This window comes from Salinibacterium sp. SWN1162 (genome assembly GCF_015864675.1).
Lineage (GTDB): Bacteria > Actinomycetota > Actinomycetes > Actinomycetales > Microbacteriaceae > Rhodoglobus.
On sequence record NZ_JADYWT010000002.1, the window covers coordinates 216735 to 237990 of the forward strand.

20 protein-coding genes and 1 tRNA gene are annotated in these 21256 nt (G+C 61.5%); 12 read left to right on the forward strand and 9 right to left on the reverse strand.

Features of this window, described 5'->3' with window-relative positions:
- Positions 1 to 2 precede the first annotated feature (2 nt).
- The 9 genes from I6E58_RS10745 to I6E58_RS10785 all read left to right on the forward strand — a co-directional run bounded on the left by I6E58_RS10745 (position 3) and on the right by I6E58_RS10785 (position 9237).
- Positions 3 to 1268, forward strand: coding sequence for an aspartate kinase (locus I6E58_RS10745; protein WP_129073077.1), 1266 nt, complete (start codon positions 3 to 5; stop codon positions 1266 to 1268).
- Between the two features lie 89 nt (positions 1269 to 1357).
- Positions 1358 to 2422, forward strand: coding sequence for an aspartate-semialdehyde dehydrogenase (locus I6E58_RS10750; protein WP_197133442.1), 1065 nt, complete (start codon positions 1358 to 1360; stop codon positions 2420 to 2422).
- A 40-nt stretch (positions 2423 to 2462) separates the two neighbouring features.
- Positions 2463 to 3152 (forward strand): SGNH/GDSL hydrolase family protein, encoded by a 690-nt coding sequence (locus I6E58_RS10755; RefSeq protein WP_197133445.1) that lies wholly within the window; start codon positions 2463 to 2465, stop codon positions 3150 to 3152.
- Between the two features lie 66 nt (positions 3153 to 3218).
- Complete coding sequence (locus I6E58_RS10760; RefSeq protein WP_197133448.1) at positions 3219 to 3890, forward strand: SGNH/GDSL hydrolase family protein; 672 nt, start codon at positions 3219 to 3221, stop codon at positions 3888 to 3890.
- Between the two features lie 20 nt (positions 3891 to 3910).
- Positions 3911 to 5386 (forward strand): malate:quinone oxidoreductase, encoded by a 1476-nt coding sequence (locus tag I6E58_RS10765; RefSeq protein WP_197133450.1) that lies wholly within the window; start codon positions 3911 to 3913, stop codon positions 5384 to 5386.
- 144 nt (positions 5387 to 5530) lie between these two features.
- Positions 5531 to 6751 (forward strand): sensor histidine kinase, encoded by a 1221-nt coding sequence (locus I6E58_RS10770; protein WP_197133453.1) that lies wholly within the window; start codon positions 5531 to 5533, stop codon positions 6749 to 6751.
- Entirely contained in the window at positions 6748 to 7902 is a 1155-nt protein-coding gene (locus I6E58_RS10775; RefSeq protein ID WP_197133455.1) for a hypothetical protein, read from the forward strand. The genes I6E58_RS10770 and I6E58_RS10775 overlap by 4 nt, the downstream gene beginning before the upstream one ends.
- On the forward strand, positions 7889 to 8572 hold the full coding sequence (locus I6E58_RS10780) for a response regulator (RefSeq protein ID WP_129073084.1): 684 nt from the start codon (positions 7889 to 7891) through the stop codon (positions 8570 to 8572). The genes I6E58_RS10775 and I6E58_RS10780 overlap by 14 nt, the downstream gene beginning before the upstream one ends.
- Positions 8572 to 9237: a thymidine kinase gene (locus I6E58_RS10785; protein WP_129073085.1), complete on the forward strand. Its 666-nt coding sequence runs from the start codon at positions 8572 to 8574 to the stop codon at positions 9235 to 9237. The genes I6E58_RS10780 and I6E58_RS10785 overlap by 1 nt, the downstream gene beginning before the upstream one ends.
- A 66-nt stretch (positions 9238 to 9303) precedes the next feature.
- Here the strand turns inward: I6E58_RS10785 and I6E58_RS10790 are convergent, their stop codons facing one another.
- The 9 genes from I6E58_RS10790 to I6E58_RS10830 all read right to left on the reverse strand — a co-directional run bounded on the left by I6E58_RS10790 (position 9304) and on the right by I6E58_RS10830 (position 19038).
- On the reverse strand, positions 9304 to 10035 hold the full coding sequence (locus tag I6E58_RS10790) for an amino acid ABC transporter ATP-binding protein (RefSeq protein ID WP_197133457.1): 732 nt from the start codon (positions 10033 to 10035) through the stop codon (positions 9304 to 9306).
- Complete coding sequence (locus I6E58_RS10795; protein WP_197133459.1) at positions 10032 to 10898, reverse strand: amino acid ABC transporter permease; 867 nt, start codon at positions 10896 to 10898, stop codon at positions 10032 to 10034. The genes I6E58_RS10790 and I6E58_RS10795 overlap by 4 nt, the downstream gene beginning before the upstream one ends.
- A gap of 10 nt (positions 10899 to 10908) precedes the next feature.
- Positions 10909 to 11757: an ABC transporter substrate-binding protein gene (locus I6E58_RS10800; RefSeq protein ID WP_197133461.1), complete on the reverse strand. Its 849-nt coding sequence runs from the start codon at positions 11755 to 11757 to the stop codon at positions 10909 to 10911.
- An 89-nt stretch (positions 11758 to 11846) separates the two neighbouring features.
- Positions 11847 to 12323, reverse strand: a complete 477-nt coding sequence (locus tag I6E58_RS10805) for a cupin domain-containing protein (protein WP_197133463.1) — start codon at positions 12321 to 12323, stop codon at positions 11847 to 11849.
- The gene (locus I6E58_RS10810) at positions 12316 to 13674 is read right to left on the reverse strand and encodes an amidohydrolase family protein (protein ID WP_231595511.1); all 1359 of its coding nucleotides are present in this window, start codon (positions 13672 to 13674) and stop codon (positions 12316 to 12318) included. The genes I6E58_RS10805 and I6E58_RS10810 overlap by 8 nt, the downstream gene beginning before the upstream one ends.
- Positions 13671 to 15212 (reverse strand): adenosylhomocysteinase, encoded by a 1542-nt coding sequence (locus I6E58_RS10815; RefSeq protein ID WP_197133465.1) that lies wholly within the window; start codon positions 15210 to 15212, stop codon positions 13671 to 13673. The genes I6E58_RS10810 and I6E58_RS10815 overlap by 4 nt, the downstream gene beginning before the upstream one ends.
- Before the next feature lie 206 nt (positions 15213 to 15418).
- A tRNA-Pro gene (locus tag I6E58_RS10820) sits at positions 15419 to 15492 on the reverse strand.
- 28 nt (positions 15493 to 15520) lie between these two features.
- Entirely contained in the window at positions 15521 to 16489 is a 969-nt protein-coding gene (locus I6E58_RS10825; RefSeq protein WP_197133468.1) for a metallophosphoesterase, read from the reverse strand.
- A complete protein-coding gene (locus I6E58_RS10830) occupies positions 16486 to 19038 on the reverse strand; it encodes a transglycosylase domain-containing protein (protein ID WP_197133472.1) in 2553 nt (850 codons plus the stop codon). Before I6E58_RS10830 ends, I6E58_RS10825 begins: the two co-directional genes overlap by 4 nt.
- Positions 19039 to 19092: 54 nt before the next feature.
- Between I6E58_RS10830 and I6E58_RS10835 the strand changes: the two genes are divergently transcribed.
- The 3 genes from I6E58_RS10835 to I6E58_RS10845 are packed head-to-tail and all read left to right on the forward strand — an operon-like array spanning position 19093 to position 21230.
- The gene (locus I6E58_RS10835; protein ID WP_197133475.1) at positions 19093 to 19254 is read left to right on the forward strand and encodes a hypothetical protein; all 162 of its coding nucleotides are present in this window, start codon (positions 19093 to 19095) and stop codon (positions 19252 to 19254) included.
- Complete coding sequence (locus I6E58_RS10840) at positions 19255 to 19716, forward strand: RidA family protein (RefSeq protein ID WP_129073093.1); 462 nt, start codon at positions 19255 to 19257, stop codon at positions 19714 to 19716.
- Complete coding sequence (locus I6E58_RS10845; RefSeq protein WP_197133478.1) at positions 19713 to 21230, forward strand: UDP-N-acetylmuramoyl-L-alanyl-D-glutamate--2,6-diaminopimelate ligase; 1518 nt, start codon at positions 19713 to 19715, stop codon at positions 21228 to 21230. The genes I6E58_RS10840 and I6E58_RS10845 overlap by 4 nt, the downstream gene beginning before the upstream one ends.
- The last annotated feature ends 26 nt before the right edge of the window (positions 21231 to 21256 follow it).

Below are 21256 nucleotides of genomic sequence, written 5' to 3' on the forward strand. Positions count from 1 at the left end.
CAATGAGCCTCATCGTTCAGAAGTTCGGTGGCTCGTCCGTTGCCGACGCTGAGAGTATCAAGCGCGTCGCCAAGCGAATCGTCGAGACCCGCAAAGCGGGAAACGACGTCGTAGTAGTGGTCTCTGCCATGGGCGACACCACCGACGAGCTCTTCGACCTCGCCGCGCAGGTTGTACCGGTGCCGAGCGGCCGCGAGCTCGACATGCTGCTCACTGCCGGTGAACGAATTTCGATGGCGCTTCTGGCGATGTCGATCAAAAGTTTGGGCGTCGATGCCCGCAGCTACACCGGCAGCCAGGCTGGAATGGTCACGGATGCCCAGCACGGCGCCGCTCGCATCGTGGAGGTTTCACCCCGCCGCGTCCGGGAGGCCCTTGATGATGGCGCTATCGCGATCGTCGCCGGCTTCCAAGGGTTCAACCGCGGCACCGGGGACATCACGACCCTCGGGCGCGGCGGTTCAGACACCACGGCCGTAGCGCTTGCCGCCGCCCTCGGCGCTGAAACCTGCGAGATCTACACCGACGTTGACGGAATCTTCACGGCGGATCCCCGCATCGTGAAGTCTGCCGGCAAAGTCGATGTCGTCACGAGCGAAGAGATGCTCGAGCTTGCTGCGGCGGGCGCCAAAGTTCTCGACGTGCGTGCTGTCGAATATGCGCGCCGTCACGGCGTCACAATTCATGTGCGGTCGTCGTTCAACAACAACACGGGCACGTTAGTGGTCAATCCGAAGGATGGAGAGAGCGTGGAAGAAGCAATCATCACAGGTGTTGCCTCCGATCTGAGCGAAGCGAAGATCACGGTGGTGGGAGTTCCTGACGTTCCCGGTAAGGCTGCGCAGATCTTCACGATCGTGGCGTCAGCCAATGCCAACATCGACATGATCGTTCAGAACGTTTCGCTGGCATCCACGGGTCGCACCGACATCTCCTTCACTCTGAAGAAGTCGGATGCCGAAGACGTGTTGCGCGCGCTGACCTTCCGTCAAGAAGAAGTTGGCTTTGAGTCGCTGCAGCACGACGACCAGATCGGCAAGCTGTCGGTTGTTGGTGGCGGTATGCGTACCAACGCGGGAGTTTCCGCTCGCCTCTTCACGGCGCTCTTCGAGGCCGGTATCAACATGGAAATGATCTCGACGAGTGAGATTCGTATCTCTGTGGTGACGCGCGCCGACACCGTTGCTGAGGCTGTTCGCGTGGTTCACACCGCGTTCGGGCTCGATGGCGACGAAGAAGCTGTCGTTCACGCGGGCACGGGGCGCTAATTCCCGGTCGGCCGCGAGGTCATCGCTTGTCGTAGATTGGGTTGTTCGGCGCTAGTGTTGCCGAACACAGACTGTAGGTAGAGGTTTTCATGGGTAATGCAGGCATCCGTATTGGTGTTGTTGGTGCAACGGGTCAGGTCGGTGCTGTTGTGCGCCGTCTGCTCGAAGAGCGTGATTTTCCGGTAGCGGAGATTCGCTACTTCGCGTCATCGCGCAGCGCTGGAACTACTCTGCCGTTCAAGGGCGAGCAGATCACCGTTGAAGACGCCGCCATTGCAGACCCCACCGGGCTCGATGTGGCGATCTTCTCTGCTGGTGCAACTACGTCGCTCGCTCAGGCACCGCGCTTCGCTGCTGCCGGTGTCACGGTCATCGACAACTCCTCGGGCTGGCGCATGGACCCCGAGGTTCCCTTGGTGGTCAGCGAGGTCAATCCGCACGCGATTGACCAGGCCGTGAAGGGCATCATCGCGAACCCAAACTGCACCACGATGGCGGCCATGCCCGTGTTGAAGGTGTTGCATGCCGAAGCAGGCCTTGAGCGTCTGATCGTCAGCACCTACCAGGCGGTATCGGGCGCTGGCCTCGCCGGTGGCGAAGAGCTACTCGAGCAGGCTGCGGCTGCTGTTGCCCAAAACACGATGGGGCTCGTCGAAGACGGTGCTGCTGTCACGATGCCCGCGCCGAACAAGTTTCCCAAGAACATAGCCTTCAACGTGGTTCCCCTTGCCGGCAGCATTGTCGACGACGGTCTCAACGAGACGGACGAAGAGAAGAAGCTGCGCAACGAGAGCCGCAAGATTCTCGAACTGCCGAACCTTCTGGTGAGCGGCACGTGCGTTCGCGTCCCGGTGTTCACCGGTCACTCGCTGTCGATCAACGCGGAATTCAGCAAGCCCCTGAGCCCCGAGCGTGCCATGGAACTGCTGGCGGATGCTCCGGGCGTGAGCCTCAGCGACATCCCGACGCCTCTCGAAGCCGCCGGTGCCGATCCCAGCTTCGTCGGTCGCATCCGCACCGACGAAGGCGTGCCGAACGGTCGCGGCCTTGCTCTGTTCATCAGTAACGACAACCTGCGCAAGGGTGCCGCGCTCAACGCGGTGCAAATCGCGGAACTGGTCGCAGCGAACGTCATCGCAAAGGTCTCGGTCTAGCGGGAGCAATCCCTCTCTTCGTTTGCCCCGAACAATCCTTATGAGATCCGGATTCGCACTTCGCGCTCTAGCGCTCGCTGTCACGGCAGCTGTCGCGTTAGGTCTGTCGTCGTGCGCTGCGGTGCCGGAGGAAACCACGGCGGTAACGGCGTTCGTAGCCGAACCAGAACCGTTGCGTGTGGCCTTCTACGGAGACTCGTACACCAAGGGCGTCGGAGCCTCAGAGGAGGCCCTGCGCTGGTCGACGCTCGTGAGCCAGAAGCTCGGGTGGGAAGAGGTCAACCCGAGCGTGAGTGGCTTGGGGTTCATGAGAAAACGCGAGCTCTTCAGCACCGGCGACGTGCCCAGCATCATTCTTGCGGCTGATCCCGACGTTGTGCTTGTCACTCTGGGGCTGAACGATAATTTCACCTACGACGAGTTTGCAGACGAACTGCCGGGGCAGATTCTGAGTGACTTTCAGCGGCTCTCGATCGGGCTACCCAACGCTCGATTGATCGTGGTCGAACCCTTTTGGTACAAGAGCGAACGGCCTGAATCGGTCGAGATCATCATTTCGTGGGTGCATGACGCCGCGGTTGCTGTCGACGCTGAATACATTGCGGGTGCTTCGCACTGGTTAGATTTGCATCCGGAGTGGATGGCGCTTGACGACCTGCACCCGAACGATGCCGGTCATGCTGCCATTGCGGCGCGGATGACGCGCGAGCTGCGCATTATCGGCTTCTAACGCCCGACGCTGCTGCGAGTCGCTGGGCACGCCCATCGTTATCGTTGCCCGCGCCGAACTCTTGGTATGAAGTTCGATTCTGTAGCTCGTACCATCGCGGCCACCGTTGTCGTGGCCGCATCCTTTGGCCTTGCCGCGTGCACCGCAACCGAGCCGGTGGAAGAGCGTGACCCGAGCGCCGTGCGCGTCGCTTTCTACGGCGACTCGTACACGCTCGGCACGGGAGCCTCGGCATCGGAGAAGCGGTGGTCAACCGTGGTGAGTGAACAGCGCGACTGGAGTGAGTTCAACCCCAGCGTGAATGGTCTGGGTTTCGTGAACAACCGAAGCACTGTCGGCGATGGCGACCTGCCGAGCCTAATCATTGCGGACGACCCCGACATCGTCTTCGTGACTATGGGCCTCAACGACAACTTCAGTTTCGGCTCGCGAGCACGTGACATTCAGGCCCAGATCACGGACGATCTCGACCGCCTGACCACGGAGTTACCGGAGGCGCGCTTCATCGTCGTCGAACCTTTCTGGTACACGGATGAACGCCCGGATTCGGTTGACACCATCATTTCGTGGGTCGAAGAAGCGGCCGCCGATCAGGGTACTGACTACATCGCCGGCGCCTCGCGCTGGATCGAAGGGCATCCCGAGTGGATGGCGAGCGACGGACTGCACCCCAATGATGATGGCTATGCCGCGATGGCGACCCAGATGGATCAGGCTCTTCGCACCTTGGGGCTCTAACAGAAGGCTAAAGTGGAGTTGTGAAAAAAACCGTCGACGTCGCGCTTATCGGCGGCGGAATCATGAGTGCCACCCTCGGAATGCTGTTGAAGCAGTTGCAGCCTGACTGGGAGATCCAGATTTTCGAGCGCTTGGGCGATCTGGCCCAAGAGAGCTCGAACCCGTGGAACAACGCTGGTACCGGACATTCCGCGCTGTGCGAGCTGAACTACACCCCGCAAAAGAGCGATGGCTCTATCGAGATTTCGAGCGCGGTGAAGGTCAATGAGCAGTTCCAGGTATCGCGCCAGTTCTGGTCATATCTGGTCGACGAGGGCGCCCTGCCCGAGCCAAGCTCGTTCATCAACGCCACACCACACATGAGCTTCGTGTGGGGCGAAACCAACGTCGAGTACTTGCGCAAGCGTTTCGATGCGCTCAAGGACCACCCGTTGTTTGCGGGTATGGAGTACAGCGAAGACCCCGCCGTCATTCACGGCTGGGCGCCGCTCATGATGCCGGGCCGCCGCAAGTCAGAGCCGGTCGCAGCCACCCACATTCCCTCCGGAACAGACGTTGATTTCGGCGCTCTCTCGAACTATCTCATCGACAACCTCGTGGAGTCCGGTACAGAGCTGAACACGGGCATCGTGGTCAAGAATCTCAAGCGCCAGCGTGATGGTTCGTGGGATCTCAAGCTTCGCCACGACATCGGCGGCACTCCGGTCGACACGATCAATGCACGCTTCGTCTTTGTGGGCGCTGGTGGCTACGCGCTCAACCTGCTGCAGAAGTCGGGAATCAAAGAGATTCGCGGCTTCGGCGGCTTCCCCGTTAGTGGCGAGTTCTTGCGCACCGACAATCCCGAGATCGTCGCGGCTCATAGCGCCAAGGTGTATGGCAAAGCGGCCGTTGGCTCTCCTCCCATGTCTGTTCCGCACCTCGACCTGCGCGTCGTTGACGGCACCGGCAGTCTCATGTTCGGGCCGTATGCGGGATTCAGCCCCAAGTTCTTGAAGACTGGTTCTGTTCTCGACCTGTTCGCTTCCATCCGCTGGCACAACTTGCTGCCGATGGTTGCCGCCGGCATCAGCAACCTTTCTCTCGTCAAATATCTGGTGAGCCAGCTCATGGCGAGCCCCGAGACCAAGTTCGAAGAACTCAAGCAGTTCGTGCCGAATGCGAAGCCAGAAGACTGGTACAGCATCACCGCTGGACAGCGCGTGCAGGTCATGAAGAAAGACCCGAAGAAGATCGGTGTCTTGCAGTTCGGTACCGAGGTAGTGTCGTCGGCTGACGGAACGATCGCGGGTCTTCTCGGGGCATCGCCCGGAGCGTCGACCGCTGTGCCGATCATGCTCGGTCTTGTCGAGAAGTGCTTCCCTGACCGCATGGATGACTGGCGTCCCAAGATCGCGAAGATGATTCCGACCTTCGGGCAGCAGCTTTCCGATTCGCCCGCGCTTGCTCAGGCAACGCTAGAGCGCACCGCGAACACTCTGCACATCAACCCCTAATCTGGGCACATCGAGCTATTTGTACCCCGTTTAGCCCGATTTCGCGCAAGATGTACCCCAAGTGCGGGGTACACGATGTACCCCGCGCGGTGTCATACTGGAGCAGTTGCGACTGCAACGGCGACACGGCGAACGGGAGCATGCATGTCTATCGGCCTGCCTGCTCACCTGCGAAAAGAGAGTGTGAGCCGAGCGCTCGCGCGAACGATCAATACGATCGCCTTTGTGTGTTTCAGCATCGCATTGCTCGCGGTACTGAGTTTGCAAGCCAGCGACATGAGCCTGAATATTTGGCCGGCAGCGCTCGCCCTTGTTCCCATGCTCGTGACAGTGAGCCTCGTCAACCGCTTTCGTACCCCCTACTTCACCGTCGCTCATCTGGTCATCGGTGCTCCGGCGATCTATTGGTTCACGCTGATCGTGGTCTCGGAGCTCAGCCCGCTGGGGCCCATTAGCGAGTACCTCCTCAACTTGCCGACCATCGGTCTGATGCTGGTGGGCGGAGCTGCCAGCACTGTGGGGTGGAGCTTGCTCTGGATCACGCTCGGGCTTATCGCGTCGCAGGGCGCTTTCGCGTTGGCGGCCTGGCACCTGACCGGCGAGGTCCCATTAAACCCGGCGGCTTACATCGTTTTTGCGGCGGTGCTTGCCGTTATGTTCATTCTTCGCTCGAGCCAACGAGGCGTTCGGCGAGTGCAATCACATTTACATCGAGCGGCACGGGACGACGAATTCGCAAGCCTTCGCTACGGAATCGAAGCCACCTCCGCCGCGGTCATGCATGACACGGTGCTCAGCCACCTCGCCGCGATCGCCAACGCGCCTTACGGTGCGATGAACGAAAAACTGCAGCGAGAGATTAAAAGGGATCTTGAAGTACTGATCGGCGAAGAGTGGCTGTCGTCCGCGGCATCCGACGAGCCCGACGATGCTCGCTTCGATTGGCAGGGCAGCCCGCTTTACACCGCCGTCAGCGAAGCTCGCGCTCTCGAACTCGCCGTGGAAGTGACAGGGGACCTCGCGGCCCTGTCACGGTTGGACGCTCGCGGTTCGGCGGCGCTCGGCCCGGCAGTGAAGCAATGCCTCCTCAACGTGATCAAACACTCAGGCACGATGCAAGCAGAGGTCGCTGTCTTTGGATCTCCCGACGAGGTGAGCGTGCTCGTGGTCGACAGCGGTAAAGGCTTCCATGAGGCAGAGACCGGGGAAGACCGCCTGGGACTCCGGCAGTCCGTTCGCCGTCGCATCGAGCTTGTCTCCGGAACCGTTCAAGTGTGGTCGACCCCGGGGTTCGGCACTTCCGTGATGATCAGAGTGCCCACGTCGGAAAGCCAACCGGCACTCGCGGGAGGGGGAGTCGAATGAAGGCGATTGTCGATACCTCCACCGTTCAACAACTGGACCCGCTGGGTACCCTCGATGGCCGCCCGGCCGGTATCGTCGCTGTCGTCGGCTCTCTTGCATTCGGCATCGCGATCACGTGGAGCCGAGCGGCAGAGATTGAGTACCCCTTTCTGGCCAACGCCGCCCTATTTTTCATCGCGATCTCTGCGGCGTTCTATATTGCGAGTACGAGTGCTATCCGGCCTCCACTCGGCGGCGGCATGCATGCCCTCATCATCGGCATGCTCATCGTGGCGTTCGCCCTCAGTTCTGCCTCCGTCGGCAGCGGCGGCGAATCGTTGTCCGACGTGTGGGGCCCGATAACCATCGGTGTCGCGTGTATGGCTCTCGCGCCGTATCGCCCCATCGCTGAGTTGGTGACACTGGGCATTGTCGCGTCGATTTTCACGGGCTTCATCGGCCTGGTGCAGTCGTCAGTGGCGGATTTCGCCGCGCCGCCCATGATCGTCGTGTTGTATACGATGACCCCGGTACTCACGATGTCGCTGGGCGGAGCTGCATTCGCGCGTTCTTTAGCGAGCACTCACAAGCGATGGGAAGCTAGGGCGCGTCGTGCTGCCCGTCGGCAGCTAGACCGCGAGCACGACAGCGTTGCTCGGTCGGTGCAGCAGGACCGCGTGACCATCCTCAACCGCGACGTCGTTCCGCTGTTCACAGAACTGGCGCAACGCAGAATTGTTACCCCAGAGGACCGCGCTCGCGCCGCTCAATACTCTGATTCCATTCGCGGTCTCATGGTGAGCGAAGTCAATCGCAGTTGGCTCGAATCCGTTGTGGCAATGTCGTTTGGCGCGCTTGACGATGGGCGCCGCGTGCAGGACCCACATCGCCTCGCGACCGCGATGACACCGCACCAACGCACCGCGCTCAGAGCAGCCGTGCTCGCTGTTGCCTCGGGCACCGACTTGGTCGCCGAGAGTGTGCGGCTGCGAATTGAAAAGACTCCCACGGGCGCTCTCATCACCGTGAGTGGCAGCGTCGGCTCCAACGAATTGTCATGGCGTTCGTCGCTGGCACCCTATCTCGCTGTTCTTCGCGTAGTTTTTACTGGACTGCGCATCTCCTATCGCTCACCCTCTCTCACTGTTAGGTTCACGTATGACACCCCCTGAGAATCAACTCAGCGCTCGTCTCGGAGATCGTCCGCCGATCCGACTAGCAATCTTGGATGACCACGAAGTGCTGCTCGACAGCCTCAATAGCTGGATCACCAACAACGCACCGGACTTCGATGTCGTGCTCACCGCCAGCACCTGGCTCGAGCTTGTGCACAGCGACAAGTTTCCGACCGAACTGGTGTTCCTCGACTTTCAGCTCAAAGAGCCGGTCTCGATCGAAGCGCGCGTGCGTACCTGCCGTGCAGCAGGAGCCAAAGTCATCGTGCTCTCTAGCCTCGACAGCCGCGAAGCGCGGGATCGGGCGCTCGCCGCGGGTGCTGCGACCTTCCTCTCCAAGTCGCTTCCCATGCATGAAGTGATGGATTCCGCTCGTCAGATCATGGGCGTCGAAGCCGAGGGCGCGCAGCAACACGACTGGCGTCCGCTGCCCTCGGGCTCGGCCGATCAGTCCAAACCTAAGCTGAGTGCCGGTGAAGCGGATGCTCTCACCCTGTACGCTTCTGGACTAAGCACCCCGCAGGTCGCCGAGCGCATGAACGTTCAGTACGAGACCGCAAAAACGTACCTGCGGCGCGTGCGGGAAAAGTACGCAAAGGCCAATCGGCCGGCTAGCAAAAAGGCTGACCTGATTCGTCGGGCCGCTGAGGATGGATTTCTACGCTGATGAGCAAACTGTATTTTCGCTACGGAGCAATGAACAGTGGCAAGAGCACCGCGTTGCTGCAGGCGGCCTACAACTATGAAGAGCGTGGCCAGCAGGTATTGCTCGCCAAGCCGCACATCGATACCAAGGGCGACAGCGCGATCGTCTCGCGTTTGGGCGTCACTCGCCAAGTAGATTTCACTATCTCGCCGACCGACGAGGTCTACGACGTCTTCGCGCGCGAGCGGGCGAAGGTCTTCGAGGCAACTGGCCTGCCGGTGAGCTGCTTGCTCGTGGATGAAGCGCAGTTCTTTACCGAGGCGCAGGTCGATGACTTACTGCGGATCGCTATCGTCGAGAAGGTTCCGGTGCTGGCCTACGGCATCCGTACCGATTTTCAGACAGTGGCATTCCCGGGAAGTCGTCGCTTGCTCGAAATCGCGCACTCGCTCGAAGAGCTCAAGACCATCTGTCGGTGTGGCCGTAAAGCGGTATTCAACGCGCGCACCGTCGGCGACCAGTTCATCTTCGACGGCGACCAGGTCGCTATCGATGGTGTGGATGTCGGATACCAGTCACTGTGCGGAGCCTGCTACCTCGAAGAGAGCGGTGGCGTTCTCAACAGCGGATGGCGCCCCAAGATCGAGTTCAGCTACGGAAGCGCGCCCGACGCCGACTTCTCGTAGGCAGTGTTCGCCGACTCCTAGGCCTGTGGTCGTGCGGGAGTGCGGGAGTTCGGGCGATGCTCGCACTTAGTGGCGAACGCGCGAGAGAAACTGCTGAGTCTCAGGCTCGTGAGGCGAGTCGAAGATCTGTGCCGGGGTTCCCTGCTCGACGATGCGGCCGCCCTGCATGAACACGATACGGTCGGCGACTTCGCGCGCGAATGACATCTCGTGGGTCGCCATGAGAATCGTCGAACCGTCGGTCTTCAGTCGCCGTACGAGGTCGAGAACCTCGCCGACGAGCTGAGGGTCCAAAGCGCTAGTGATCTCGTCGAGAAGCAGCAACTCAGGGTCAGTCAGCACCGCACGGATGATGGCCACACGCTGCTGTTGACCGCCGGAAAGGCGATCGGGGTAATCCCGCGCCTTGTCGCCGAGGCCCAGAGAGACGAGCAGTGTCATCGCTCGCTCCGTGGCATCCGCCTTTGACATTCCGTGCACCTCGCGCGCGGCCAGCGTGATGTTGTCAATCACGCGCAAGTGCGGAAAGAGGTTGAAGTGTTGAAAGACCACGCCGATGCGGCTGCGCGCTGAGTCTGCGTTCATGCCCGGGTCGGTGATGTCATCACCGTTGAGCAGAATCTGGCCGTCATCCACACGCTCGATGAGGTTGATCGTTCGCAGCAGCGTCGATTTTCCCGAGCCCGAGGCTCCGATGAGAACGACGACCTCGTGCTTGTTGATCGAGAGGTCGACCCCGCGCAAGACCTCCTGGTCACCAAACTGTTTGCGCACTCCGCGCACGTCGAGAACGGTCATACGACACCTCCGATCTGCTCGCGCTTGGCGAGTCGTGCAGTCAGCCAATCAGTGAGCCGAATCATGGGCCAACTCATGGCAACAAAGAGCAGGGCCGCAATCACGTACGGGGTGAAGTTGTAGACCTGGGCGACCTGAATTTGGGCAGCTCGCACAGCATCCACTGCACCCAAAATTGAGATGAGACCCACGTCTTTTTGCATGGAGACGAAGTCATTCATGAGGGCGGGAACGACCTTGCGAACGCCCTGTGGGATGACGACGATGCGCAGGGTCTTGGCGTGACTGAGACCCAGCGATCGGGCGGCCATGCGCTGCGAAGGATGCACCGCTTCCATACCCGCTCGCAGTACCTCTGCGACGTAGGCCGAGTAGGTCAGGATGAGGGCAATCGTGCCCCAGAACATGGCGGGCATGCGCGGGAAAATATCGAGGGCAGGTAACCCGAAACCGACCAGATAGAGAACGATCAGCAGCGGCATCCCGCGAAAGAGGTCGGTGTAGATCGTTGCCGCTGCGCGAAGCGGAAAGAAGACCGCCCCGCGCAACGACCGCGTCACGGCAAGCAGGGTGCCGAAGAGGGCAACGCCGATCGCCGAGATAAACAGAACCTGAATGTTGAGCCATAGCCCCACGAGGATCGACGGAATACTGGCCGCCCCGACCTCGAGGTTGAAGAACGACGCTTTGACGCTCTCCCAGCCGGGCGTGTTCACGATGAGCGCTCCGACAATTACAGCGAACGCGATCGTACTCACGATGGCGATGAGTACCGAACGGCCGGTGGCGCGCCGCCGCACGTTCTGGCGCGACAGCTCAAGTTCGCTTGGCTGCCACGATGGCGTACTGGTGGAGGAACTCATCGACGTGTTCTTACTTCAGGACGGGAACGTCGACGGCAGCGCTGAGCCACTCGTCTTGAATGGACTGAAGGGTTCCGTCAGCGGCGAGCGCATCCAGTGCGTCACTCACCGGGGAGGTCAGCTCGGAATCCTTGGGGAGCACGAAGGCGAATTCGTCTCCTCCAGCGGAGGACTCGAACTGGCCAAGAATAACGCCGCCGTCGATTTCAACCGTGGCGAGGTAGAACGCGCTGGGCAGGTCGATGACGAAAGCATCGATCTGGCCGCTGGTCAGTGCGAGAACGCCGTCTTCGTTGGAGTTGAAGACCGAGAGGTCGTCCCCCAGAGCTTCAGTGGCGATTGTGTAGCTGGTGCTGCCACTGGCTACGCCGACGACGACGTTCTTGAGGTCAGCGATCGAGGTGGCACCGGCTGCGGCCGAGCTCTCGGTGGCGATGACGGCCTGAGTGGTCGTGTAGTACGGGCTGGAGAAGTCGACGGCTTGCTTGCGGTCTTCGGTAATCGAGAATTGCTGCATGTTGAGGTCCCAGTCCTTGGGGCCCGGTGCGATCGCACTGTCGAAGCTCGAGCGAACCCAGACAACGTCATCCGCGGTGAAGCCGAGTTCGTCGGCCAAGGCGTAGGCCACGGCAGCTTCGAAGCCTTCGCCGTTCGAGGGCTCGTTGTCGACGACCCAGGGCGCGTAGGCGGGCTCGCCGGTGGCAATGGTGAGCTTGCCCGCGGTGAGGGTGGGCAGCGATCCGTCGTCGACGGTCGTGCTGCTGTCAGTGGTGGTGTCTGCGGTGCAGGCGGTTAAAGCCAGAACAGCTGCTGCTGCGGTGGCGACGAGGGCCCGACGAAAATGCCGTGATGAGGTCATGGAAGTCTCCTGTTGCTGTGCGTGAGGTGGTTGAACAAACGTCACCCGAGTAGTGCTGTACTCGGGCGGAGAAAGGGGGTGCAGACTTGCTAGTTTACAAGTCGCCAGTCGGCGAAGTCGAAACCGGGCGACACAAAGCAACTCACCAGCACCTCGGTGTCCGCGGTCAGGCGACCGGCCTGCCAGACGCCAGCCGGAACGACGACTTGGGCGACGTGCCCGTTGGCGAGATCAGGGCCGAGCACGAGACGCTCGGCGTGTGCTTCGTCGGGCAGATCACCGTTGCCACCGAGCGAAAGCTCCAGCGTTCCGGGGCCGTGCCACAGCCAGATTTCATCGTTGGCTACGACGTGCCAGTCACTGTGCTCGCCGGGAACCAGCAGGTAGTGGATGCAGGTGGCTGACGGGCGTGCGCCATTCGGAGTCTCGACCGGGCTGGTGCCCGCCCAGGTGCGGCGGAACCAACCGCCCTCGGGATGCGACTCGAGGTTGAGAAGCTGCGCGGTTACCGGGCGGGTATCGCCGGCAACGTTAGCGGCATCGGAAGAAACAGTGGGATCAGTCATGAGCGGTCACTCCGGTCTTGTTCGTGAAGTTGGTGCTGGCAAATCTGACGCGCCCGGAGACGAGCGTGGCGGCGGCGCGCCCAGCGCCTGATTCGACGAGCGTAGCGATCGTGTCGTCGATGGTGGTGACGGGGATGTCGAAGAAAGCGAGGTCAGCGAGCGCCCCAACGGCGAGGTGACCCGTGCGGTCGGGGCCGACGTCGATCCCCATCGCGTGCGCGCCGCCGAGTGTGGCCGCGCGCAGCAGTCGCTCGGGTAAATCGCGCATCGTGTGGCCCTGAGAATGAGCGATGCGCGAAAGCTCAGCGACATCCGCCATGAGGTCGAGCGAGGGGCTCGATGACAGCGAGTCGGTGCCGATGGCCAGCGCGTTGCCCTCGGCCAGATACGCGGCCACGGGAGGCTCGTCAAGACCGATAACGGCGTTGGAGCGGGGGCAGAGCGCCACGCTTGTGCCGCGAGCCCGCAGAAGGGCGCGATCACGCGCGGTCATGTAGATTCCATGGGCGATATGGCAGTCGGGCCCGAGCACGCCAAGCTGGTCGACGAATTCGGTGGCGCCGGTGCCGAAACCCGCGGCGCGCAGTTCACGAAAGCTGCCCAGTTCGCGGCCGTGCCACGGGTCGCCGTGCTCGTGGTGAAACTCGCGCTCGAACGCTGCTTCGCCCAGGTGCAGGTGAAGACGGCTTCCGCGCTCACGAACGATGTCGGGGATTTCGAGCAGAGGCACGACCTCGAGCGAGTACGGTGCGTGCGGCGACAGCCCGGTTCCGGGAGGGGACGGCAGGGCATCCAGAGCAGCCTCAACCTGCTGGCGCCCGGTGCGGGCCCAGTCGTCATTGGTCCAGCTCATCACTTCCCAGTACGTGATGCCGTGTAATCCCGCATTGTGCAGCGCAGCGGATGCCTCACCGTCGGTCACGATGTCGGCGACGGCGGTGGTGCCGGCTTCGATCATGAGCTGAGCGCCTGCCGCGGCATCCGCAGCCCAGTCGTGGGGTTGCTCGTACACGGGGTTGAACGCGGTGGACCAGTCGTCGAAGCCCTCGTACTGCCCGCGGCCGACCTCGGCCATGCCGGTGTACTGCAGGTGGGTGTGCGCGTTCACGAGGCCGGGCATGAGAACACCGGGCCAGTGGATCTCGCGCGCACCGATCCCACGATCGGCGAGAGAACGGCGAACCCAATCGCGCTCGCCGACGTGCAGAATGCGACCGTCGCGCACGGCAATGGCGCCGTTCAGCAGTGGGGGAGCGGTGATGGGAATAACGAGATTGGCGGTGTACAACACCACCGGGTGGTCGGCATCGGTCGAGGTGAGCATGGATGCCGCGGTATGGAGGTTACTCATCGGGTTTCCTGATTCGGTGAAGAGCTGAGGTAGCGGCGGGAGCGCCAGTCGTGGGCTGCCGCGATTTGCGCGTCGGCGGGAGTGTCGATGCGCTCACCGCGAGCAGCGAGGGCAGCGCGAGCGACGGTGTCATCAATGTTTGACGGGAGTTCGTGGACCCCAACGGGTGGTCGCGTGACAACAAGTTCTTCAACAGCGGCAAGTTGAACGGCGAACGAGAGATCCATGATCTCAATCGGGTTGCCTTCGGCCGCGGTGATGTTGATGCAGCCGCCGCGGTCGAGCACGAGGGTGCCCGCGGGATCGGCGCGTTCAACGTGCGCGGCGAGAGAAGTCAGCTGTTCCACGGGGTCACCCGTGAGCAGTCCATCGAGATCGAGCTCTCCGGGCACGCCACCCGCCACTGCCACCGCCCGTGCGGCGCGAGCCAGGTCAGCGCTGATCGTGTGGGCAACACCGGTACTGGAGACGATGAGGGCGCCGGCGCCGAGCAGGGCAGCCTCGCCGATCTCGTAACCATCATGGGCGGCGCGAAGAGCGAGCACGGGGTCGACTTCGGCCACGCGCACCGTGGCTCCGAGTGCCGCCAAGTGAGCGGCGACACCCTCACCCACGGGGCCATAACCGATCACGAGAGCGGGCTGATCGCGCACCGTCACCCCCACTCGGTCGAGAGCATCCGCGATCGCGAACACACACGACTGGCCCGTGCCGTAACGGTTATCGAAACGCGTTTTCATGTGAGCGTCATTGACCGCAAACACGGCGGTGCCGAGGATGCCCAGAGCACTCATCTGACGAAGTGGCGTCAAACCGCTCGTCGTCTCCTCATTGGTGCCGATCCAGTTCTTCACCAGGTGCGGAGCATCTTCGTGAGCGAGGCGGATGAGGTGTGAACCATCGTCGAGCAGGATGTCGAAGCCGCGTTCAAGGAAAGCCAGCGCAGCAGCGCGCTCGGCCTGCCCGCTCAGTGTCTCGGAGCCATCGACCGCGACGCCGCGCGCCCGCAGCGCCTCGGCAACCGAAGCGTCGATTTCATCCGGATGCGCATAGACCGCCACGTCGGCACCCGCAGCAGCAAGCAAGAGCGCCAATTGGGCTGTCTTGGGCTCGAGCACCATCGCGATACCGATGCGGAGGCCCTGCACCGAGCCGCGCTCGCCGAGGCCTTCTGCCACGAGTCGCGAAACGGGCATGTGTTCCCCGGCGAAATCGATGCGGCCGTCGGCATCGCCGCGAGCGGGCAGGGGAGCGCCGCCGAGGCGGAACAGGGCGGTGATCTCCGAGTCGGGGCCAGCGGCTTCCAACTGGATGTCGAGGAGCTGGGCGGAGGCAGCGGCGGCATCGTCACGGCCAGCGTGCACAACGTGGGCACCCAGCGCACTGAGCATTCGCGTTAGTTCGCGAGAAGCGGCGATGAGCTGAGAAGCCTCGGGCGGAGACGCGCTGATGCGCACGCTACGGCCAGCGACCAAGAGGTTGGTGTCGCGGGCAAAACGGCGAATGATTCGCTCGGCTATTAGTGTTACGTCGGCCACTTGTCAAGAGTAGGGCACCATTCGGGGGACCACTGAACGACGCTTCTTCGCCGGAACCAACATCGCACGGCGGATCCCGTACTGCACCACGGAGCGCGCCGCGCCACGGAGTGCAGCGCTGAAAACACAAATCGCCCTCCCGAAGGAGAGCGATTAGTGGACTGCCTCTGAGAATCGCAGTTCTGCGGCTCAAAGCCAGTGGTTTGTCGGGGTAGCGGGATTTGAACCCACGACCTCTTCGTCCCGAACGAAGCGCGCTACCAAGCTGCGCCACACCCCGATCACCCGTCACTTACGCGACGAACAAATCAAGAATAGCCGATATCTCCGGCAGTGAGCGTCACTACCACCGCTTCGGGCTTGCAGGCGAAGCGAACGGGCGCATAAATCGACGTTCCGAGGCCCGCGCTGACGTTCAGGAACGCCGCCCGACGCAGGTGATGCCAGATGCTGAGACCGCGTGCTTGCTCCCGCGGAATGTCACAATTCGCGACGAGCGCGGCCGCCATTCCGGGGATTCGAACTTGGCCACCGTGAGTGTGGCCCGCGAAAATTGCGTCGGCGCCATTGTTGACGAGGGCATCGAGCACGCGGCGGTAAGGGGCGTGTGTGACGCCGATCGCCACAGTTTCGGGGCCGTGCGGGTCATCCGCCCAGCCCACATTCTCACGCATCTCCTCGACGTTGGCGGGGAGGCGATCGAGTCGCTCCCAGCCGCGGTGCGCATCAGCCGTGCCGAAGAGCTCTAGTCGCGAACCACGCAATTCGATGGCACGCGCGTGGTTATTGAGCGACAGCCAGCCGAGATCGTCTTCGAAGAATGCGTTGAGGGCGTCGGTGTCGAGGTGTTCAACCGGAGTGTGCCCCGATGACGGGCCCGTGAAATACGTGAAGGGATTCTTGAACTGGGGGCCGTAGTAGTCGTTCGATCCGTGTACGAAAACACCAGGAATGCCTTCGAAGGGCTCGAAGGCACGTTTGATGCCAAGCAGGCCATCGGTGTGCCCGAGGTTGTCACCCGTGTTGATTATGAGGTCAGGTTCGTACATCGCAAGCGATCGAACCCAGTCTTGTTTGCGTGTTTGCCACGGGGCCATATGCAGATCGGAGAAATGCAACACGGTGATATCGCGAGCGCTGGGATCGAGAATCGGCAGAGTCTCGTGCCGCACGGTGAACGCATTGCGTTCCACAAGAGCGCCCCACGCGAACGCGGCGACCCCTGCCGCAGCTACCGCACCAAGTGCGGTAGCTGCGGGAGAGATTGCTTTACTCATGGGCACGGTGTGGACTGCGCGACCGTGACGGTCACTGTGGCGTCTGGCTTAGCGAATGAGCCGGCACCCGGATTCATCGCGGTGACAAAGCCGTCGCGGGGGTCACCCGGAGGAACCGCTTCACATGCCTGATTCAGATTATTGAAACCGGCGTTATTGAGGATGCTCTGGGCTGTCGCCACGTCAGTCGACTTGCCGTCTCCGACCACATCGGGAACCTCGACCTTGTTTCCCTTGCTGGTGTAGACCGTAACCGTGGCGCCAAATGCAGACTGCGTTCCGGCACTAGGGTTCGTGTTCACGACTTGACCCGCCGGCAATTCGGAGTCAACTTGGCCGCCGTCGGCGAAACTGAATCCCAGACTGGTCAGCACCGAACGTGCCTGCTCCAACGACTGCAGGCTCACATCGGGAACGTCAGTTCCAGAACCAGTGAGCAACTTCGAATCGGGCTCTGGCAGCGCCTTACCCGGGTACTTCTTGTTAAGCGCTGTATCGGTGGCGTTCGTGATGTAGTGACGCAGCTTATAACCGTCGACATCGGCGTAGTAGACATCGCTGATGTCCTGGAATCCCGAGATGTTACCTACCCAGGTTGCCGTGCCGTATCGAGTAGTACCACTGGCCATCCAGGTGTGCACAGCGCCGTCGGTGGTACCCGTCTTACCAAAGATCGGGATTCCGTCGTTGGGGTCGGAGTACGCAGCGTTTCCGCGCTTGAGTACCTCTGTGAGCACGAAGGCGGTGGTTGCTGCAACCTCGGGCGAAATGGCCTGACGGCAGTTCTTCTCTTGGCCGCCCAGATCGTTGTTCTTGGCGTCGATGGCCTTATCGATGATGATCGGCTCGCACCAGAGCCCGCCCGCACCGATCGCAGCGTAGGCAGAGGCCATGCTCAGCGGTGTGACGTCGTTAGTTCCGATGATTGATGACGGATAGCTCTGGAGCTCGTCACCGTCGGCGCGCTCGACGCCCATGCTGGCCGCAACGTTTCGAATGTTGCACTGATCGAGTTGGCTTGCCATCGAGAAGAACACACCGTTAACCGATTCGGCGGTACCTTCAGCGACTGTGTACGTTCCGGTTTCGTTAGCGTTGTTGCCGAATACGACAGGGCCGGAATAGGGTCCATTGCACGAGTCGACGAATTGAGAGCCGTCCATCGTGCGAGCAGTACCTTCGAGACGGTCGTAGATGCCCTTACCCTGGTTGAGCCACTCGATCAGAGTGAACACCTTGTATGTCGATCCGGGCTGGAAGCCGCTGGACCCGCCGTAGTCGTAGCTCGTGTTGTAGTTGACCGCGGTGCTGGTCTTGCCGCCGCCTTCTGCGGTGTCATTGAAGAGTTTGTTCTCCGCCATGACGAGCACTCGACCGGTTCCCGCTTCTACCGTGGATGTCGCGCTTCCGAGCTGGAACGAGGTGACGTCGTTGGGTGCGTACTTCCATGTCGCCTGCTGGGCGGCAATCTGCGCGTTGAGATCGAGCGTCGTGTAGAGCTTGTACCCGCCCTTTTCCCAGTTACTTTCGCGTTCCTCGACCGTGGCTCCTAAGAACTCAAAGTCGGGCACGCTCTTGACGACGTAATCACAGAACCATTTAGAGAACTGGTTTGCTGCGATGCAGCCGTTGTTCGGCGAGGAAGGAATGACGGTCTCTTCATCAACCGGGATCGCTACTGCCTCGTCGTACTCTGCACGATCGATGGACCCAACGTCGAGCATCGCCGAGAGAATCACGTCACGACGGTCTTGGTTGGCCGCGAAGTATTCGGGGTCTGACAGGTTGCGGATGCTCGGCTCCTGCACGATGGCAATGAGACTCGCGGACTGCTCAAGGTTCAGATCTTTCGCATCGACGCTGTAATAGCGCTGCGCAGCGGCCTGGATTCCGTAAGTAGCGTTACCGAAGTTCGCGATGTTCAAGTACGCGGTGAGGATTTCCTTCTTCGTGTATCGCTTCTCGAGACCGATCGCGAGCTTCATTTCTTTGAGCTTGCGGTCGAACGACGTACGAATCGCGTTCTCGTAGGCAGCGGCACGATCGTCTTCGTTGGGCAGAGATTCGGCGGCCGAGATGAAAGTATTTTTGACGAGCTGCATAGTGAGGGTGGATGCACCACTCTCGATGCCCGAGGACACGACGTTGCCGACTGCGGCACGAAGGAGCGAGGTGAGGTCAACGCCACCGTGCTCGAAGAAACGTCGGTCTTCACCAGCAACTACCGCTTCGACGGCGTAGGGCGAAATTTCGTCGAAGCTGACTTCTTGACGGTTCTGGTCGTAGATCGTGGCGATCTGGTAGTAACCATCGACACTGCCGCGACCGGTGTACTTCGCGTAGATCGCGTTGCGTTCAGGCTGCTGATCAATTTCGAGGTAATCGGGGAGTCCATCGAAGATGCCGATGGTGCTTGAAGCAGTGATGCCGGTCACGGCGAGCGCGGGCGCAACCATGGCGGTCACAAGCACACCAGAGAGGGCGCTGAAGCCGATCAGTCCGGCAATAGCCGAAAGGATGCCGCGACGCGGAGTTTTTAGGGCAGACATATGATCAACAGTAGGGGATTATTGATAACGCCATGCTGAACGGGAGCCGCAAATATGCCTAAATGGGAGTACCTCACGACACCACTGATGGTGCACAATTCCACCGCGATCCTCAACAATTGGGGTTCCGAGGGTTGGGAACTTGTGCAAGTCGGTACTGGCCCTGAAGGGGGCCCGGTCGCTTATTTCAAACGGATCAAGGAAGAGAGCAACTAGATGTCGCAGCTCGATGCACGGCTCGCAGAATTGGGTTTGAGCGTTCCAGAAACTTCCAAGCCTCTTGCTGCCTACTTGCCAGCAATGGTGTCAGGAAACCTCGTCTACACGGCGGGCCAGCTCCCGATGGTCGATGGTGCTCTGCCCGCCACCGGCAAGGTCGGTGCTGAAGTGGATGCTTCGGCAGCCCACGAATACGCCAAGACCTGCGTCTTGAACGGCCTCGCTGCCGCCAAGGGCGCTATCGGATCACTCGACCGCATCACGCGCGTCGTTAAAGTCGTCGGCTTTGTCGCCTCCGACCCCAGCTTCACGGGTCAGCCCGGCGTAATCAACGGAGCTTCTGAGCTTCTCGTCGAAATTTTCGGCGAGATCGGTAAGCACGCTCGAAGCGCTGTTGGTGTTGCTGTTTTGCCTCTCGACGCTCCGGTTGAAGTCGAGTTCGTTTTCGAGTTCGCGTGATCGAAGTGTGGTTCCCCGGCCAGGCCGGGGAGAATGCGCCGCTGCGATCACTAGACCTCGGTCTGTGGGACCCAGCGCACAGCGGAGTCGTTCTTGAGGCTCGACGACTCGTGCAAGACAGCCGAGAGGCGGGCGCGGATGACGTGTTCGTTGCCATTGGCACGAGCGCATCATCGGCTCTGCCGTACATTGACGCCGCTCTAGCCCAGGGTGCTGTTGCAGTTCTTGTGGACGCGAAGGCGGCGGAGGGCGTTGCCCTCGATAAACGTGTGTACGCGATCGCGAACCTGCGCGACGTGGTCGGTACTCAGGCGGATGTCTTTCTGGGGCATCCATCTGCAGCCATGGTGATGGTGGGCATTACCGGCACCAACGGTAAGACTTCGACTGCGCACTTGTTGACGCAGGCGTGGGCCCAGCTCGGCACGCCGTCGGCCACGATCGGAACTCTCGGCGCTGGCATCACCGGTTCGCGTCGCATCAACATGGGCATGACGACTCCGCAGGTGACGGCTGTTCACCAGTTCTTGGATGACTTCACCCGAGCCGGCGTACAGAACGTTGCCATGGAGGTCAGCTCTCATGCGCTCGAACAGCGCCGGGTTGATGGTGTGGCCTTTGACATCGTGGCGTTCACGAACTTCACGCGCGACCACCTCGACTACCACGGGTCGATGGAGGAGTACGCGGCTCAGAAGGCCAAGATTTTCACGTTGCCGGGCATCCAGACGGCGCTGTTGAACCTTGACGACGACGCTGCGCTCGACCACTTTCACCACACGGTTCCGGCCGGGGTGCGCGCGATCGGAATGACCTCGCGCGGCCACGCCGAAGCGAGTGTTCGTGCGGACAACGTGCAGCTTACGACCGAGGGACTCGAATTCGATCTCGTGATCGAGGGCGAAAGCCACCACGTCGCCAGCGGTCTCATCGGCCGCTTCAACGTAGACAACCTGCTCACGTGCGCGACGGTGCTGTGGGCCCAGGGCATCGCGCCGCAAGCGATCGCCGAGGCTTTGGCTCCGCTACAGCCGGTGCTGGGACGCATGACCCGTCTCCGCGAGAACGATCAACTTCCTTTGGTCGTCGTGGATGCTGGCCACACCCCCGACGCGGTGCAGCAAGCAGTGACGGCGCTACGCGAATCGGGTCACGCCCGCATCGTGACGGTCTTCGGCGCCACCGGCGACCGCGACCCGGGTAAGCGCCCGGTCATGGCGCGCATCGTTGAAGAGGCCTCCGACCTGATCGTGGTCACCGACGACGACGTGCATAACGAAGATGGCGACCAGATCGTGGCGCACATTCGGGCCGGGTTCGAGCATCCGGAACGTGTCGTAGAAATTCGCGACCGGGCGACTGCCATCGCCTACGCGATTGACGCCGCGAATCCGGATGACGTGGTGCTCTTGCAGGGCAAGGGTCACGAACCGTATCAAATCATCGGTGATGAGCGTGTGCCGTTCAGCGACATCGACACCGCCATTCGCTTGCTCAAGGAGCGCGCGAAGTAGCAGAACGCAGGAGTGATGCGTACCAA